The organism is uncultured Roseivirga sp., assembly GCF_963973945.1.
Lineage (GTDB): Bacteria > Bacteroidota > Bacteroidia > Cytophagales > Cyclobacteriaceae > Roseivirga.
This window is the reverse complement of sequence record NZ_CAXBBV010000001.1, coordinates 916,945-933,598: the sequence shown is the minus strand read 5'-3', so window position 1 is coordinate 933,598 and position 16,654 is coordinate 916,945. Positions and strand designations below refer to the sequence as shown.

Annotated in this window: 13 protein-coding genes; all 13 read right to left on the bottom strand. The window is 37.3% G+C overall.

Features of this window, described 5'->3' with window-relative positions; genetic code table 11:
• Positions 1-32 precede the first annotated feature (32 nt).
• The 13 genes from AAC026_RS04040 to AAC026_RS03980 all read right to left on the bottom strand — a co-directional run bounded on the left by AAC026_RS04040 (position 33) and on the right by AAC026_RS03980 (position 16,651).
• Complete coding sequence (locus AAC026_RS04040) at positions 33-1,115, bottom strand: exopolysaccharide biosynthesis protein (protein WP_339695213.1); 1,083 nt, start codon at positions 1,113-1,115, stop codon at positions 33-35.
• Between the two features lie 2 nt (positions 1,116-1,117).
• On the bottom strand, positions 1,118-3,643 hold the full coding sequence (locus AAC026_RS04035) for an SLBB domain-containing protein (RefSeq protein WP_339695212.1): 2,526 nt from the start codon (positions 3,641-3,643) through the stop codon (positions 1,118-1,120).
• Positions 3,644-3,786: 143 nt separating this feature from the next.
• Positions 3,787-4,914, bottom strand: a complete 1,128-nt coding sequence (locus AAC026_RS04030) for an MraY family glycosyltransferase (protein ID WP_339695210.1) — start codon at positions 4,912-4,914, stop codon at positions 3,787-3,789.
• A gap of 82 nt (positions 4,915-4,996) precedes the next feature.
• Positions 4,997-6,205 carry a glycosyltransferase family 4 protein gene (locus AAC026_RS04025; protein WP_339695208.1) on the bottom strand — a complete coding sequence of 403 codons (1,209 nt, stop codon included), beginning with the start codon at positions 6,203-6,205 and terminating at the stop codon, positions 4,997-4,999.
• Positions 6,205-7,290, bottom strand: coding sequence for a UDP-N-acetylglucosamine 2-epimerase (non-hydrolyzing) (wecB, locus tag AAC026_RS04020; protein WP_339695207.1), 1,086 nt, complete (start codon positions 7,288-7,290; stop codon positions 6,205-6,207). Before wecB ends, AAC026_RS04025 begins: the two co-directional genes overlap by 1 nt.
• Positions 7,280-8,881, bottom strand: a complete 1,602-nt coding sequence (locus AAC026_RS04015; RefSeq protein ID WP_339695206.1) for an alginate lyase family protein — start codon at positions 8,879-8,881, stop codon at positions 7,280-7,282. Before AAC026_RS04015 ends, wecB begins: the two co-directional genes overlap by 11 nt.
• Complete coding sequence (locus tag AAC026_RS04010; protein ID WP_339695205.1) at positions 8,871-10,988, bottom strand: bi-domain-containing oxidoreductase; 2,118 nt, start codon at positions 10,986-10,988, stop codon at positions 8,871-8,873. The genes AAC026_RS04015 and AAC026_RS04010 overlap by 11 nt, the downstream gene beginning before the upstream one ends.
• Positions 10,988-11,761, bottom strand: coding sequence for an AglZ/HisF2 family acetamidino modification protein (locus AAC026_RS04005; protein WP_339695204.1), 774 nt, complete (start codon positions 11,759-11,761; stop codon positions 10,988-10,990). The genes AAC026_RS04010 and AAC026_RS04005 overlap by 1 nt, the downstream gene beginning before the upstream one ends.
• The gene (gene hisH / locus AAC026_RS04000; protein ID WP_339695202.1) at positions 11,755-12,375 is read right to left on the bottom strand and encodes an imidazole glycerol phosphate synthase subunit HisH; all 621 of its coding nucleotides are present in this window, start codon (positions 12,373-12,375) and stop codon (positions 11,755-11,757) included. The genes AAC026_RS04005 and hisH overlap by 7 nt, the downstream gene beginning before the upstream one ends.
• Positions 12,372-13,505: an N-acetyl sugar amidotransferase gene (locus tag AAC026_RS03995; RefSeq protein ID WP_339695200.1), complete on the bottom strand. Its 1,134-nt coding sequence runs from the start codon at positions 13,503-13,505 to the stop codon at positions 12,372-12,374. The genes hisH and AAC026_RS03995 overlap by 4 nt, the downstream gene beginning before the upstream one ends.
• 10 nt (positions 13,506-13,515) lie before the next feature.
• Positions 13,516-14,598, bottom strand: coding sequence for a glycosyltransferase (locus AAC026_RS03990; protein ID WP_339695198.1), 1,083 nt, complete (start codon positions 14,596-14,598; stop codon positions 13,516-13,518).
• Positions 14,599-14,641: 43 nt separating this feature from the next.
• Positions 14,642-15,448 (bottom strand): class I SAM-dependent methyltransferase, encoded by an 807-nt coding sequence (locus tag AAC026_RS03985; protein WP_339695196.1) that lies wholly within the window; start codon positions 15,446-15,448, stop codon positions 14,642-14,644.
• A 45-nt stretch (positions 15,449-15,493) separates the two neighbouring features.
• A complete protein-coding gene (locus AAC026_RS03980; protein ID WP_339695194.1) occupies positions 15,494-16,651 on the bottom strand; it encodes a glycosyltransferase family 4 protein in 1,158 nt (385 codons plus the stop codon).
• Positions 16,652-16,654 lie beyond the last annotated feature (3 nt).

Sequence of the window (16,654 nt, the reverse complement as noted above, 5' to 3'; positions counted from 1 at the left end):
CAAAGATAGAAGAAATAGAAATGGATAAAAGGTTATTCGATTGACTCTTTATCCTCTCTCAAGGCTAATCTGTAAAAGTAACTCATGGTTACCCAAAAGACCATTAAAACCCCTCCAATGACCAAGCCAATAACTAAAGCCTTATACCACTTCATCTTTTGGTTTTTAAGAGGTAAAACTGGCTCATCAATCACTTGAATCAATGGTTGATTATTACGATCGCTAATTTTTGCAAGCTCCAGATTCTTAACCAGTTCTTCATAAACCGCAGCAGAAGCCTTAGCATCAATTTGAAGTTTTTGATAAGGTAAAAGCTCTTTCGCCCTCAACGGATTCAGGTTTGGATGTCTCTCTTCAAATTCGGCTAAATCGGCTAGTGTTTTATCCAATACCCTTTTCACACTATCGGTTTGATAAGCCAGTATTCCTAAGTTATCTCCGCTCTTTTTGGTTTTGGTCTCCAGATAAAATTCATTAACATGTTTTACGAGAGTTTCATTAAACACCTTACTGAATTCCTGACTTTTGGATGAATACGCCACACTAAGGATAGTGAGTTTCCTACTCGGCTTAGAAACGGAAAGATTATACTTAAGAATATCTTCTACCACCTCTTTGAGAACACTGTCATGCCTGATCTCTATCTGATTATCCGGAACTTCAAAATTAATTCCAGTCTTACTCATTTTTTTGGACAACTTAACATCCTCAATATAATGAGTTATTAGTCGTTGCTTTTTTGACGAAACTTCAACTTCAGTAAGCAAAGTCTTTCTCATCATTCTGTAAGATCTATACAGTTCAATGATATTGTCTATTTGGAACAGACCGCTCCCTTCTGACATAGAGCCGAGGTTAATTCCTGTTAGGTTAGCCAGAGAGGATAGCTGCCCTCCGATACCACCTCCTTCAGACTCTAGTACAAATGTTGTCTCTGCCCTGTAACTGTTCTTTTTTGCAAACTGATAAAGGAAAAATACGGCACCAATAAAGAGAGTACCGAGGAGTATTCTCTTCCAAGCTGAAAACATAAAAGCTATCCAGTTTTTTATACGCTGAACTAAAACAGCTAAAGTTATATTCTCTTCTGAGGAGTTATTAGCCTTATCCATCATATCTAAAAATTAATCTGACTAATAAGAAGTGCTAAAGTGGCCAGTCCGCTAGTTATTCCTACTACTTCTGAAATTGCTACGGGTAGTTTAGGTGGTTTAGCAGGTACAATAATTTCAGCCCCAGGAGATACCTGAGGATAGGTTTTGAAAAACAAGAACTTTTTGGTTTTGGCCACACTTCCGTTGGCATAAATGACATAAGTGTTTTTACGCTGAGCCCTATTACCGAAGCCACCTGCTAAATTGATAAAGTGTTTCAAGTTTCGATTAGACTCATAAACCACAGTGGTAGGATAAAGCACACGCCCTCTTAATCTCACGGTTTCTTGTTGCTTAGGCAGAACTAACACATCACCTTCTTCAAGAATAAGATCATATTTAGAGTTAGGCTCCTCCAAAATCTTCTTTAAGTTGATACCAATTGCATCAGAGTTACCAAGCTGCACATCGCCAAAGAGCGCATTTCGCTGTACGATTTCTCGGAGCCTTTCCTTTTTAGCATAGAAAGGGTCTCCTTCAATATCCAAACTCTGTTTATCAAGCTCATTTAATTGTTGATTGAGTCTAGCGACCTGAGCCAACTCAGACTCAGATAATGATGGATCTGCTTCAGCATATCGATTAAGTAATGCTTCTAAAGCTTGAACCTTCTGTTCAATAGTACTGATCTCTGAATGAAACTCGGTCTTTCTGAGTAATGTAGCCCCTTCTATATAAGCATACTGGTTAACGCCACCGGCACGCTCAAGCAAGCTTGAAATTCGCTCAGTTTGATTCTTTATGGCATAATTACCTGGGTAGGCAACTTCGCCCTCAATAGCTACAAATTTTTGAACAAAGAAATCAGGGTTTTTCCTGACAATAACATGGTCAAAAGGCTGAAGTTCAAAAGCGTCATCCTCTTCATTAAGAGACAAATTTCTATCAACATCTACCACAAACACCTCCGAAACGTTACCTGCCTTAGCATCACCAAACCTTCGAGTAATTTCAATTTTTGATGCCGATGCTGAAGATTTAAAGCCTCCGGCCATTACTAAAACATCCTCTATCGTCATACGGTCAGAAAACCTGAAAACTCCACCAGAATTCACCTCGCCAGATACTTCTACATAACTCTCTTCCTTCAAATCGTATATTGAAAATATTTGAACCACATCTTCACGTTGTAATTGAATATCGGAAGAAACGCCCTCCATCAAATCCTTCAAATTGATAGAAATATTCTCGGTTGATAAGTCTGTGTTTGTTCTGATGATTAATGCTCTGCTCAAGTTAGCATCTCCTTTCAATCCGTCAGCCTTTTCAATAAGTGCTTTGACAGTCAACTCTTCAGAGATAGAATATTGCCCAGGGCGAAAAACGGCTCCTTTTATTTGAACTCGATTTGTAAAGCGATCTAACACTAGTTTTACCTGATAAACATCGCCAGGTTTTGGTGTGAAAATGTCAAATTGATTTTTGAAGACATCAGCCACCACTTTCTCTTTACCAACATTTCTAACCACATTTATTTGGTCAGAAAAAGCATTCTCTGTAAAGCCACCTGCATACCTAATTAAGTCAGAAAGAGATTCGTTTTCTTTCAGTTCGAAAATGGCTGGTCTTTTTACTGCTCCAACAATCTCAACCCGATTGGTATAAGGTTCCACCAAAATAACATCATCATTCTGAAGCCTTACATTACTCTTATTATCTCCTGACATTAAAAAATCATAAACATCAAGCTGAGTAATCAGTTTACCTGACCTAATCACTTTTATATTTCTTAGCGTCCCATTCTCCGTTACTCCACCTACTGTATACAGAGCGTTAAAAACAGTACCAAACGCATTTAAAGTGTATGTGCCAGGAATAGCAACTTCACCCACCACCGTAATATTGATAGACCGAATTTTTCCCAAATTAACCGAAACAAAAGTAGAAGGGGAGTCGCCTCCCATTTCAGTATATACTTTTGAAAGCTGGTTCTTTATCTTACTCTGAGCAGCATTAATATCAAGTCCAGACAAGAAAATTGGGCCAAAATTCTCTAGAAGAATATTTCCATCAGCATTAATTTCTGCCTGATAATATTGCTCAGAGGTTCCATATATATCAATAAACAGTTCATCTCCAGCACCCAAAATATAACTCTGTGGTGTAGGTATATTTAAGCTAGGTTCAAACCCCTTCTTTGCCGTTCCGTTTTGAAAAATAGATAGGCCATATATATTGGAACTATTTATATATGCGCTTTGGATATATAAAGTCGTATCATTAGACCCTCTACTGACTCTTTCAATTGGGGACACCTCTCCTTTGGCTACCCTAGAACTCTTAATCTTATTTATCCTCTCTCCTAATTTAGAAATCTCGGTTAAAGACAAACCTTGCTGTTGCGCTAAGCTGTATATATCCTGCTGTGAATAGCCCATGGCCGAAGCCTTTTGCACTAAGCTCTGAATCTGATCATCAGAAAGTTCGTCTACTTTGACGGTACTAAAATCCGGTAGGGTTTGTGAGTGAACAGGCTTACTAACGAACAAAGATAGCAACCCAATTATGTAAAAGTACGATCTAATTTTTTGCACCATTCTTTGGTTATTCTGTCTAAATCAATTGCAAGATAAAAGAAAAGCTAAACATAGAAATGTTTAGCTTTCACAAGATTGTTTTCGGTGATAAAATACTAGCCCACTGACTTTGAAATAGAGACCACTTTTGCCTCTTTCCTATAAGTTCGGTTTCTTTCCTTCAGTTCTTCTTTTCGTTTTTCAATCATTGACTTAAAAATAAGCTCAGTAATTGTACCTAGGGTTAGGGCTGTAATTATCAATGCTGGCAGTACTACCATATCCGGAAAACTTTTAAGTACTAATGCTAAGAGAACAAAAATCACATTCACTGTTCCCAAAATACCTGTTGCCTGAGCATGATTACATCCCAAGCGTAGAAGTATATGGTGCAAATGGGTTCGATCTGGATGCATTGGAGACTTACCTCTTAGCATTCGTTTAATAAACACTCTGAGCGTATCATAAAGCGGCACAATCAGCACAGCAACAGCTGGCCCGACAAACGAATCAAAACGAAAAGGATGAGCCGCTTGAAGATTATAATTTAGGTCAATAAACTTTATAGTAACGATAGACAGGAAAAATCCAATCATTAAAGAACCGGTATCTCCCATAAAAACTTTGGAAGGTGCCCAATTAAACTGAAGGAAAGCCAGTAAACCACCTAATATAGCAAATGATAGAAAAGCATAAGCGCTAGCGCCAACAAGGTAAAACCAAATCCCAAAGAAGATGCTACAAATTATGCCAACTGAGCCCGCTAAACCATCTACACCATCAATAAGGTTATAGGCATTTGTGATGACAATGATTGTAAAAGCCGAAAGCGCATAACTTACAACCAATGGGATTTCATAGACACCAAAAAGGCCATAAAGCGACATTAGTCTAATATCACAAACAGCCACTATAATTAACATTGCTGCAATCTGACCAAAGAGTTTCTGAAATGCTCTTAGATTTATCAAATCATCCCTGAAACCGATAATGAACATTATGGTAAGTGCGCTAATCACATATTTAATTTCTCGAAGTTGTTCAAAAGGCATCCATATCAACAACGAAATGGCAAATCCAATGAAGATTGGAAGCCCACCCATTGAAGGGGTTTGAACAGTATGGATTTTCCGTCCACCAGGTGTATCCAAATAATTGCGCTTTTTAAATACTTTAATGAAAACAGGGAAGATCAAAAAAGTAATTAAAAAGGCAGTACCACCAAGTAAAAAAAATTGTTCCATACTACTCAATTGAGAATATCAAAGGTAGAAAGTAAACACAGTATTAAAAAGTGGGGATATTAATTATTTGTTAAGTGCAAAATTAAACGCATTGCTTCAACTTCATCAACATTAAATCAGCTAGCTTTTTTCTATCAAAGTCTGTTGCGAGCTTTTCACAGCCAGCCTTTATGCTTGATACTAGAGCCGTATCATCCCTTAACATATTTACAGCCTTTAAAAATTCTTCTTGGTTCTCTGGTTCAAAAAATAAGCCAGCATTATAAGACTCTACAATGTATCGAGCTTCTCCATCAACACCCAAAAGAATCGGAACTTTCATGGCGCTTGTCTCAAATATCTTGGAAGGAATAACCGTTTTAAATAACTCTGACTTTTTTAACGGAACAATCATTGCATCTAATATGCTAATATACCTCCAAACATCTTTCTTTTCAATGGAATCCAAAAAAGTCACATTCGATAACTCTAGTTTATTAGATTGATTTACCAAAGCTTCTTTAGTAGCTCCAGAACCAATAAAGAGAAAGTGAATTGAAGGTTCATTAATCTCATTGGCACAAGCAATTATGAAATCCAATTTATGTGCTAAACCGTGTGTTCCTACGTAACCTAATATGAACTTTCCATCTAAACCTAAATATTTTTTAAGTGATTCATCAATTTGATTGCTATCATAAAGGTCTAAGTTTGCTCCATTCTTAATAACCGAAATCTTAGATGAGTTGATCCCTCTACTAACTAAGTTTATCTTGAAACTATCAGTTACAGTAATTACCTTTTTAGCCGACCTATAAAGGCTAAGCTCTAGTTTTTCCAGAGATCTAAACAAGAATCCATCTTTCATGGCACCAACCGTTTTTATGGACTCTGGCCATAAATCCCTTACCTCCATAACCCAAGGCTTTCTTTTGAAAAAAGAGAGCCAACGGCCAGAGAGAGCAACAAAAAATTGAGGAGAAGTAGCTACAATAATATCTGTCTTTACAAAAAGCCCCGCAAAAAATGAAGTTTTAGCAAAGCTTATATAATCCAAAGTTCTCTTAAGAAACCCTTCATTCGAGGTTATATAGCTCCATACCCGAACTACTTTTATTCCATCAACTTCTTCTTTACTATAGAGTTTGTTTTTGTATCCACTGTAAACTCTTCCTTGTGGAAAGTTTGGTGCACAAGTAATCACCGTAACATCAACTCCTTTAGAGGCCCATTCTTTACAATGTTCGTATGTTCTAGTGGCTGGAGCATTTACTTCAGGAGGAAAGTTATCGGTAATAAAGAGCAATCTCATTACAATTGTTCTAAAATAGCAACAATCCTTTCAGCTGTTTTTCCATCCCAAAGCTCAGGTATACTTCCTTTTTTCCAGTTTCCAGAGAGTAGTTTTTCCATAGCTGGAGGAATAGCCTTAATATCTGTTCCAATAAGCTCATTCGTTCCAATTTCACAAGTTTCTGGTCTCTCCGTATTGTCTCTGAGCGTCATACAAGGCACACCCATTACGGTGGTTTCTTCTGTAATTCCACCAGAATCAGTAATAACAGCCAAGGCTCCTTTCACTAAGTAATTAAACTCTAAGTACCCCAGCGGATCTACTAGTTTTAATTTGTCACTGTCCAAGCCTAATTTTTCAAATACCTTGGCGGTTCTTGGGTGAATTGGAAAAACGATTGGAAAATCACCAGAATTAGCAATTATAGTTTCCATAAAGTTCTTAAGCTTGGCCTCCTCATCAACATTAGCAGGCCTGTGCATTGTCATGACTAAGTACTTCTTTTCCTGAAGGTCCAGTTGGTCCCAAATATCAGGTTTCTGTAGTCGAGATTCATTTGCTCTTAAGGTATCAATCATGGTATTGCCAACAAAGTGTACTTGCTCTTTGGAAACACCAGCATTATATAGATTCTTATTCGCTGTTTCTGAAGTGGTGAAGAAAAAGTCTGTGATACTATCTGTAACCATACGATTAATTTCTTCAGGCATAGTAAGGTCAAATGACCTAATACCTGCCTCAACATGAGCTACTTTTATATTCAGCTTTTTTGCAGCTATTGAACAAGCCATGGTAGAAGTAACATCACCAACAACAAGAGTTAAGTCACAAGGCTTCTCTAGAAGAAGTGCCTCATATCTCACCATAATTTTGGCAGTCTGTTCTGCTTGAGTCCCAGATCCAGATTCTAAATTAACATCGGGTTCAGGGATATTCAGCTGTTCAAAAAATGACCCTGACATTTTCTTATCATAATGTTGTCCGGTATGAACAAGTCGATACTGCAAAGTACCTCCTTCATCTTGCCTCTTCTTTATTTGGTGAATAATTGGAGCCACTTTCATGAAATTTGGTCGGGCACCTGCAATAATATCAATTAGCATAGTTTATTTTTATTTTATTCTCCATAATTCTATTAATTGTTAGTCTTTTAGCTTGAACTAACTGGTTATATCCAGTGGCAAACATATAGCTTTCTAAAAAACATTCAGCAACAGGTTCAATGGAAATTTCAAATCTACCAAGTCGATACATATTCTTGGATATTTTCACAACTGAAACCTCAGGATGAAAATGAATATGAGCACTCGCATCCAACTGACTCGTTCCTTCGACCTTTGATTCAACTATGAAACCATTAGAAGTTACCTTAAATGTCCTTTGAACCAGAGCACCAAGAGGTTTGTATCCACTATGAGCAGCTGATATTATGGAGTCGTTATCTTTATTCAAAGTGACGGTAGCTCTTCTACCAACCCTAAACCCTCCCCAAACTTGTGAAGAGTTTTCACCATTAACAACCAAGCAATTATGACTACTTGTAGAGCGTTCTAATTGCCTTTGATCGTTCTTCTCATAAGTTGAAATACCAGTATCGACTATAACGGGGGTTCCTTTATCAAATAGTAAAAAGTTCAGTTCATCTGCATGGGCATGTCCTGGTTGATAAGAAGGGCTTACCTGACCAACATCAACCAAAAGTCTGGCATCTCCCGACTGAAGCCATCTATAACCTGATTCCTTAAGCAGGATATTATTTTTTAAACTCAATCCTAGGCTCTCAGCATAGTTTAAAAGCTCAGAGCTCTTTGGGGCTATGTTTGGTGCCGAATCTTTCACATAAGGAATATCACCAGAAGACAATGTAATATTAACGAGCCAGCTCAGCATTACTTGAGCCTTAGACTTTAATTCAGGAAGCATCTCTTGATTCTTCCATGAATTGTTTTGAACGATACTCACAACATCGAGCAATCTGAACAGCATGATTTGATGATACATTGGTGAACGCTCATAATGTGCACCATCAGCAAGAACTTGCTCTTTCAGTTCTTGGAGTAACAAAGCTTTTGCTCTAGCATAAATCTGTTTGTCTTGAAAATAATAGGCAGCAAATATTAGGGCGAATGCATTTTCAAGTAAATGATTTGCCAAAAGATGGTATTCCAAGTTGTTGAGGAGTAATTGAACCTGATGATACAACCTTTCATCAATTCTTTCATTTGTGACTTTATTTTTAGAAAGAAACTTAATCCAATTGATGGTTCTTAGAGAAATAGGAAAAGGCTCACCCCCATCCTTTAAGTGATCCCAGTTATCTATATAGTTTTCAATGAGTGAAATTCCTTCTTTATAAGACAAGTCATCCGACAGAAGGAATTCAAAGTAATTAAGGTTATATGTCCAAAGCTTTCCGTACTCGTTGAAATTCCAATCAATTCTATCTCCATCGAACTGATGAGGTAAGTTCAGGAAATTAAACTCTATTTTCTTCTCCTTAAATTGAATTAAATCATTAAAAAGAGATGAGTTTATTTCGCCTACAAGAATCTGATCTCTTGATCTAAAATCATAAGGTTTTAGATGCGGCTTTATTCCTAATTTGCCTCTTATTCGGTAAAACATCTGATATTGAACTTGAGTCCATTTCAGATGTTTTACAGTATTAAATACAAGTTGAACTTTACTCCACATTTATCCAGGTGCCAGTTTTAAGGCTCTGAATTGCGAGAATACTCGCTTTGCTAACATTTATAACTTCCTCAAACGGAATGATCGGATTACCTCCCTGCTTGGCGAATTGACTGAGCCTTCTAAACTGCTCAACATGCCCTTTATCTTGTTTAGTTTTAACCTTACCAAAGCCTTTCACTCCATACCCCTTGGTCAATCTAAAATTGTCACAGACAAAAGTTCTCTCTTGAGAGTATACTTCAATTCTTTCTTTAGAGTAGGACTTTGAGCCATTAGCAAAGTAATTTATTGTTCCCTGAGATCCGTTTTCGAATTTCACAAGCAAAGAAGCATTATCTGTATTCTCTTGTGGATTGTTACCCAACGCACTCATGCAAATCGAGCTAACTTTACTCCCTGATAGATAAACCATCAGATCAATATAGTGACATGCCTCCCCAATAATTCGGCCTCCACCGACTTCCATATCATGCACCCAAACATCTGAAGGAATGAAACCAGCATTCATTGTAGCAATCATATTAATAGCTCCTGCTCCATCTCCCAATGCTGATTTGATTTTAGTCATATGCAGAGAAAACCTTCTGTTAAAACCTACCACTACAGACTTACTATTGTCCATAGCAGCCTGCCGTATTTGATTTACCTCTTCTAGGGTTAGGGCTAAAGGTTTTTCAACAAATACATGTTTACCAGCCTGCAATGAATCTAAAGTCATTTTAGCATGCATGTTGTGTCTGGTTGTTACCAAAATCAGATTTACATCTGAATCGTTGAGGATTTCGTTATAGTCGCTTGTGGCAAACCCAGCATTAAACTTCTTTGCTAATGTTTTAGAGCTTAAACCTCCAGAACTGGCGATATATTTTGCCTGTACACCGTTCTTTTGAAGTGCCGGTAATATCATGGCATTAGTAAAATTACCAGCTCCGATAATGCCTAGCTCTCCTCCTTTAGATTGATATGGCCCAACAGCTACTTTGCGATCTAATTGCTTCTGATCGCTGCTATATTTTAATAGAGTAGCAATTGATTTGGAGGATCCAATATTGCCGTAAATCTTTTGGAAATCCTCTAATGGCAACTCTTCAGTAATGAGTGATTTAACGTCCAACTTCCCGCTGGCTATAGCGCTTAGTACCGCCTCAAAGTTTCTTTTTTCTGTCCATCTTACAAATGGAAGGGGATAGTCTTGACCTTTTTGTTCATATGCTTCATCATAACGACCAGGACCATAGGAACAAGAAACTTGGAAGGTCAACTCCTTTTCATAGAAATCGGCTCTCGAAATATCCAAACCAATAACGCCAACAAGAATTATCCTTCCTCGCTTTCTACTCATTTGAGCAGAGTTCGAAATAATGTCATTAGATTTATTCGAAGCGGTAATAATTACTCCATCTGCACCCACACCATTGGTGTACTCTTCAACAATCTTTACTTGGTCTCCTCCTTGTGCAAGGTTGAATGCCTTTACTCCTTTAGCTTTTGCTAAGTCAACCTTTGCCTGATCGAAATCAAACCCAATTACCTCGCAACCATTGGCCAGAAGAAGTTCAGCAGTAATTAATCCAATTAGGCCAAGACCGATTACAACAATCCTTTCACCTAGAGTAGGATTGAGAAGTCTAATGCTTTGAAGACCTATTGCTCCAATAACGGTAAATGCTGCTTCTTGGTCAGACACATTATCCGGAACCTTAGCGACCAAATTCTGAGGTATGCTTACATACTCTGCATGATTTCCATTTGAAGCAACCCTATCGCCTACCTTGAACTCTTTTACGCCTTTACCTACAGCAATTACTTCTCCAACATTACAATAGCCTAATGGTAGAGGCTGATTTAGTTTGTTAAAAACTGTTTCTAGGGTAGGCATCAAACCATCAGTCTTAATCTTATCTAAGACCATTTTCACTTTATCCGGTTGTTGACGAGCCTTCTCAATCAAATTGGCTTTGCCAAACTCAACAAGCATTCTTTCAGTACCGAGCGAAACCAAAGTATTGGTGGATTTTATAAGAACTGCGCCACTCTTAACTAGTGGCGCAGGAACTTCTTCTAGAATTGTTTGACCAGACTTAAGGTCTTGAATAATTTGTTTCATTATTTGTAATGATTGTAAAGTGAATGTTTATCTGCCTCATTTGGGTAATTAATTAAAACAGCACGGTATTTACCTTTAAAGACAAAAATACTACCCGCACCAGCTCCAACAGGTCCAAAACATTGAACTAAATCTTTTATATCACTTAAGCTTCCCGCTCCACCTAAAAAAGTAATAGGCACATCTAATAAATCTCTCATTTTACTATTGAGTTTATTATCATAGCCAGTCATTGTCCCCTCTTGATCAATAGCATTGACCAATATCTCACCTATTCCAATGGATTGTAGTTCTAAAGCAAAGTCGAACGGGTCTCTATTTGACTCTTTTGTTCCATTGAGGGTAAACAGACGATATTTCTTCATTAATCCTGTTTTTTTTATATCGAGTACAGCTACAATACTCTGTTGCCCAACTGCTTCAGACATTTCTCGCACAAGATTCGGCTCGTTAATAATTGCACTACTTATGGCTACCTTTTCCACACCAAGATTAACTAAGCGTTGTGCTTGCTCAGGTGTTTTTATGCCTCCACCATAACACAAAGGCATCCGTGACTCTATGGCTAAACGTTCAATTAGTCCGAAATCGGGTTCAAGATTTTTGGATGATTTATCTATATCTACAACTATTAACTCATCAACCTCTTTCTCATTAAAGATTCTCACAGCATTTAAAGGATCCCCGACATACTTAGGAGCTTTAAACTGTACCGTTTTAACTAGACCGTTATTATGGATTAGTAGAACAGGGGTAATTCTAGATCTTAGCATTTGATTGTAGAAAAATTCTTAAATACTTCAATGCCATTTTGATGGCTTTTTTCAGGGTGAAACTGAATGCCAATTATGTTTTCTCTTCTTATAATACAGTTGATATTGCTCCCATAATCAACTGTAGCTATAATGTCATCATTATTATAGGCATCTACATAATAGGAGTGCAGGAAATAAAACCCCTTATTCAAGTCTACATTTTGCAACAGATCTGTTTGAGTATTGACTTCAATACTATTCCAGCCCATATGGGGTAATTTTGGCTTACGAAACAAAGTAGATTCATTTATTCGCTTTACGTTTCCTCTTATCCAGCCAAGACCGCTTTCTTGACCTTCTTCACTTGATTCGGCCATTATTTGCATACCAACACAGATTCCTACTATAGGAATTTTTTTCTTTAACACAAGTGAGTCTAACTCGTCCCTTAAGCCAGATTTATTAAGTAAGTTCATTGTTTGATCAAACGCACCTACTCCAGGTAGTACCAAATGGGTAGCCTTTTCTAGCTCAGTTGGATCGCTGGTAATAAAGTAATCCGTATTTAACTTTTTATAGATATTTGCTATGGCCTTAACATTACCAGAGCCGTAGTCAATAATTCCTATCATCGCTTTCCACCCCTTACTAAACCAAGACTTCTCATAATTGTAGCCCCCATATTATAAATGGATTCTTGGTTTTTATAGTCTTTGTATGTCTTATTAGGTGCATCAAAACATGCTTGTAACTCGGAAACCTCCATGTCTAACTTATTCGCCACAAATTCGAAATCATGATGGATGTTTTCTGGATCATAAGGTTTTGATTTAAGCTTTTCGATTGCCTCTTCTCTAGTCATCTGACCCGTAAGGATGAGGCTTGAATACTGAACCTTTCTTACATCAAAGCCAAATTTTTCATAAAGCCAATAGCTTTCATAGAATTTTGTAAACCTCGACTCAAAGTGTTTTTGCGGATATTCTTGCCATCCAAATTTATCCTTCAATAATTCAACCGCTTCTGTCTTAATGTAAGGCATATAATTTAGCGGAGTAATCACTTTTATATTTTTAACATATGGCAAATAAACCTTATGCCATAAAATATTAGTAAGTGGGTAGTTATTGAGCTTACTCTCTCCAAACTGATTAAATATATCCCTGATTTGCCTTGAGTCAGATTGAAAATACATCCACTCCTTTGGGTTACGAATACACTCGGTGGAATAATTTGCTCCCGTCATTATATTATTGACTTTATACTTGTCTGCGAATTTGTACATGGTAGCAAAGAAGGCGTGATCTTGGGGAGTATCTATGTGCGGAACACAAGATCTAAAAAAAGCCCTTTGCAGGTCTTTCATTTCCTCCCAATCAATCACCTCAGTAAATAAATCAAGGTTGAGTTTTTCAATCATCACCTCAATATTATTTACCGCAGTCTGAGAATTCCAACCAGCATCCACATGAAAAACTAAAGGCCTTAAGCCAAGCTTTTCTACTGCTAGGTATAATAAATATGAGCTATCTATACCACCACTCATTCCCATTATACAGTCGAAATCCTTTCTCTTACCTTCTTTCTTAACCCGGTCAACAATTAACTGCAGATCATTCCATCCCTTTTGTCCTGTATCCCAATTAGGCTTTATATCGCTATCGAATGTGCGACAATGGTCACAAACACCTTGCTCATCAAATGTAATCTGGGAGTCTGTTGTGTCCATTACGCACCTGGTACAGGTCTTAAATTCACTCATAATAATAATGTTAAAGGCCCAGCTGACTCCTCAGAGTCTTATTGTAGGTGTCTATTTTGTAGTTTTGCTCAGCAATTGTCCTATTTGTTAGTGCAATTTGGTGCAGTTGATCTCTTTGTTGTATTAGTAATTCCAAACACTTGATGATTGAATCTTCTGATTTTTCTTCTATCGAAAACCCATTCTTCCCCACTTCGAATATGTCAACAATTCCTCCCTTCAAGGTTGTTACTACCACACAACCAGATGCATAAGCCTCTAAAATCGAAATAGGCTGTCCTTCAAAATATGAAGTAGGCAAACAAAAAACCTGAGCCTGGTGAAACAATGTCTGCTTTCTTACTCCTGAAACCACTCCATAATATTGCAATGCATCAAATGGTTTAATCTGATCTAAAAAACGTTGCTTATCTAAGTCTGATTCGAACCCACCTGCAAAATCGATTACGATTGATTTTTTTATCTGTTCATTACTATTTAGGTAAGCGCTAAGTAGATACTCATATCCTTTACCCGGAATTAGATTGCTCATATATAGAACCCTAATAGGATTACCCGTATTGAAATTATTAGAAACCGCTTCAATGTCCTTAAAGATTAAATTCTCAGCAAAATTAGGAGCAATTTTAATGCGCTCAGATGCAATCATTCCTTCGAATACCTGAACATGGGAAGGGCCTAAAACAATACAACCAGCAAGTTTAGAAATAAAATATCGATTAATTAACTTAACCAAAGCCCACTTATCGAAAAGTAACCTTTTAAGACTCCCTCCATGTAAGTGGATATAAGTTCTGTTTAACTTTCCTAAACAGATCAAGTAGATCATTAGATCTTTCAAATTTCCACCAAGAGATTCTGAAACATGGAAATAGATCAAATCAACCTTTTGCTGTTTTTTAAAGACGGATACCAAGATCTTCAGAACCTCAAACACTCTCCCAAGATTGTTGATACCATCTTTATGACTCTTTTTGCAAGTATCAACCACATCTACTTCATGGTACAAGGATATGTAATCCAAAAAGACTTTCGCAGCTAAGGATTGACCATGAATCGGAGGTGGCAAAGGAGCGATAAATAAAATTTTCATGCTTAATTCATGCAATGAAAAATTATAATTTCACAACAATCAATTAATTCTTCCTTATTACATAAAAAATACTTCCTGGGGCCAGTTTATGAAACATTCTTTTGGTATCATATCTCACATTCCACTTTAGTAATTTGGATACTAAGGCATCCATTTTTTGATAGCTCGGACTATCCATTTTAATTTTGAAAACTTTAGTCAGTATTTTATAAAGGAACAGCGAATCGCAATGAGATTTACGAATAATTCTAACGGGTTGCGAATTGAAGAAATTATCAAAATATTGTATTGGAATACCCCTTTCATTTTTTGTCAACCCCTTTCTTGGTACTCTCCAATCTCCCATCGAACGCACAGGCTCTTTTAACAAGAGAATACCTCCTGGTGCCAATACTCTAACTAGCTCGGATAGGACATGGCTCACGTTAGGAATATGGTGTAAGGTGGCAAAGCAAGTAATCAAATCAAATCTGGCATCTTCAAACTCCAAGGAGCCATCCACTTTGGGTGACACATATTCTGGCACAATGTTTCCAAGTTTGTCGCTCCTTAAATATTGTGAGGGTTCGACTATGGTCAGGTTTTTAATTTTGTCTAGAACAGGAATAAATTCATTACCAAAAGCCGAGCCAATACCCAGTACTTGGTCAAATGATGGAATATTCTCCAAATATTTAAAGCCAAATAACTTATTCATTTCTTCGTACTCATAACGATATTCTTTATCCCTATCCTGAACAAGGCCAGCATACCCCTCTTCTTCGGCACGATACCATTTCTCAATTTCATCTATACTGAAATCATCGCCATATAAGACTTTTCCGCTTAAATAATCATCTATTTTGTTCATATCAGTTATCATAAGTCCATTCTTAACAAGATTAAGCAATCTTGCTCAATTGTTGTTTTTTCTATTTGTTCTCGCGTACCTAGTAGCAGCAATCATATGTTCAACCATTTTTTCTGTGGTGAATTCTGTTTCAACCATTTTCCGTGATTCCTTCCCCATCTCATCGCTAACTTCTTTATTGTCAGCCAAAAAATCAATAGCTTTTTTGAAGCTTATTAGATCATCGTTGTCTAAGTGTATGCCTGTAATTTTGTTTTTAACCAAATCATATTCCGTACCATCAGCCTTGCTCACTACTACAGGAATACCAAAGGCCATTGCCTCAGATATAACAATTCCTCCTCGGCCAGGAATTAAAAGTACATCTGACGATCGGTAATACAATGCTAATTCATCGATCACTCTTCCAGCAATTAGGACATTTCGGAGCCCAAGCGAAGCCACCTGCTCCCTCAACTCCTCTTTCATCGGGCCATCACCCAATAGCACAAAATTAAATTTATTTGAGGGACAGATTTTAGCCAACTCTACTAAAAGTTCAGGTCTCTTGTTTTGATCAAGAGTCCCCACGTAAATCACATTGAACCTACCGGAAATATTGAGCCGGTCCTTTGCTTCTTCCTTGGTCAACGAAAGACTGTCAGACATTTCTATAAACTTCCTGATATCTCCGACATTGGTAGCTACAAAAGCTTTCTCCGGGGCTTCGCCCATGGCTACCAACCGCTTTTTGCTGAAGGAAGAATACAATAAAAATGCATCGAAATACCTTCTGAAGAACTTTTTTATTTTGAAAGCAAAACTATCGATTCTATCTTCTTCTCCTGGTAAGGATATGAAGCACCAGTGTATTAGTGCCACTTTTCTGTTAAATAGCAGTTTGTACCAAATTGCCTGAAGATAACCTAAAAAATGACTCTCCCCTTCACATAGAATGACCTCGGGCTTATACTTTCGCAGTTCTCCAATCAAACCAACATGCCAAGGGAACATTCTTCTGCCAAATTTGACAAAGCGGGTCTTCAGCTTCTTATGTTCAACCTTTGCCAGGTTTCTTGAGTTTCTGACTTTACTATTGGGTAAATCTTCTCCAATAAATAACAGAGATTCAATATCCTCATGAACATTTAAGCTGGAAAAAAGAGGAATCCTGTAGTTCGTACAAACTCTTTGAAGAATCGCAAGTTTTACTTTTTCACTCATCTT

Coding starts and splice junctions, on each gene's coding strand:
- AAC026_RS03980 (WP_339695194.1), bottom strand. CDS start 16,651: ATGAGTGAAAAAGTAAAACTTGCGATTCTTCAAAGAGTTTGTACGAAC.
- AAC026_RS04015 (WP_339695206.1), bottom strand. CDS start 8,881: ATGTGGAGTAAAGTTCAACTTGTATTTAATACTGTAAAACATCTGAAA.
- AAC026_RS03985 (WP_339695196.1), bottom strand. CDS start 15,448: ATGAACAAAATAGATGATTATTTAAGCGGAAAAGTCTTATATGGCGAT.
- AAC026_RS03990 (WP_339695198.1), bottom strand. CDS start 14,598: ATGAAAATTTTATTTATCGCTCCTTTGCCACCTCCGATTCATGGTCAA.
- hisH (WP_339695202.1), bottom strand. CDS start 12,375: ATGATAGGAATTATTGACTACGGCTCTGGTAATGTTAAGGCCATAGCA.
- wecB (WP_339695207.1), bottom strand. CDS start 7,290: ATGCTAATTGATATTATTGCAGGTGCCCGACCAAATTTCATGAAAGTG.
- AAC026_RS04010 (WP_339695205.1), bottom strand. CDS start 10,988: ATGAAACAAATTATTCAAGACCTTAAGTCTGGTCAAACAATTCTAGAA.
- AAC026_RS04030 (WP_339695210.1), bottom strand. CDS start 4,914: ATGGAACAATTTTTTTTACTTGGTGGTACTGCCTTTTTAATTACTTTT.
- AAC026_RS04005 (WP_339695204.1), bottom strand. CDS start 11,761: ATGCTAAGATCTAGAATTACCCCTGTTCTACTAATCCATAATAACGGT.
- AAC026_RS04040 (WP_339695213.1), bottom strand. CDS start 1,115: ATGATGGATAAGGCTAATAACTCCTCAGAAGAGAATATAACTTTAGCT.
- AAC026_RS03995 (WP_339695200.1), bottom strand. CDS start 13,505: ATGAGTGAATTTAAGACCTGTACCAGGTGCGTAATGGACACAACAGAC.
- AAC026_RS04025 (WP_339695208.1), bottom strand. CDS start 6,205: ATGAGATTGCTCTTTATTACCGATAACTTTCCTCCTGAAGTAAATGCT.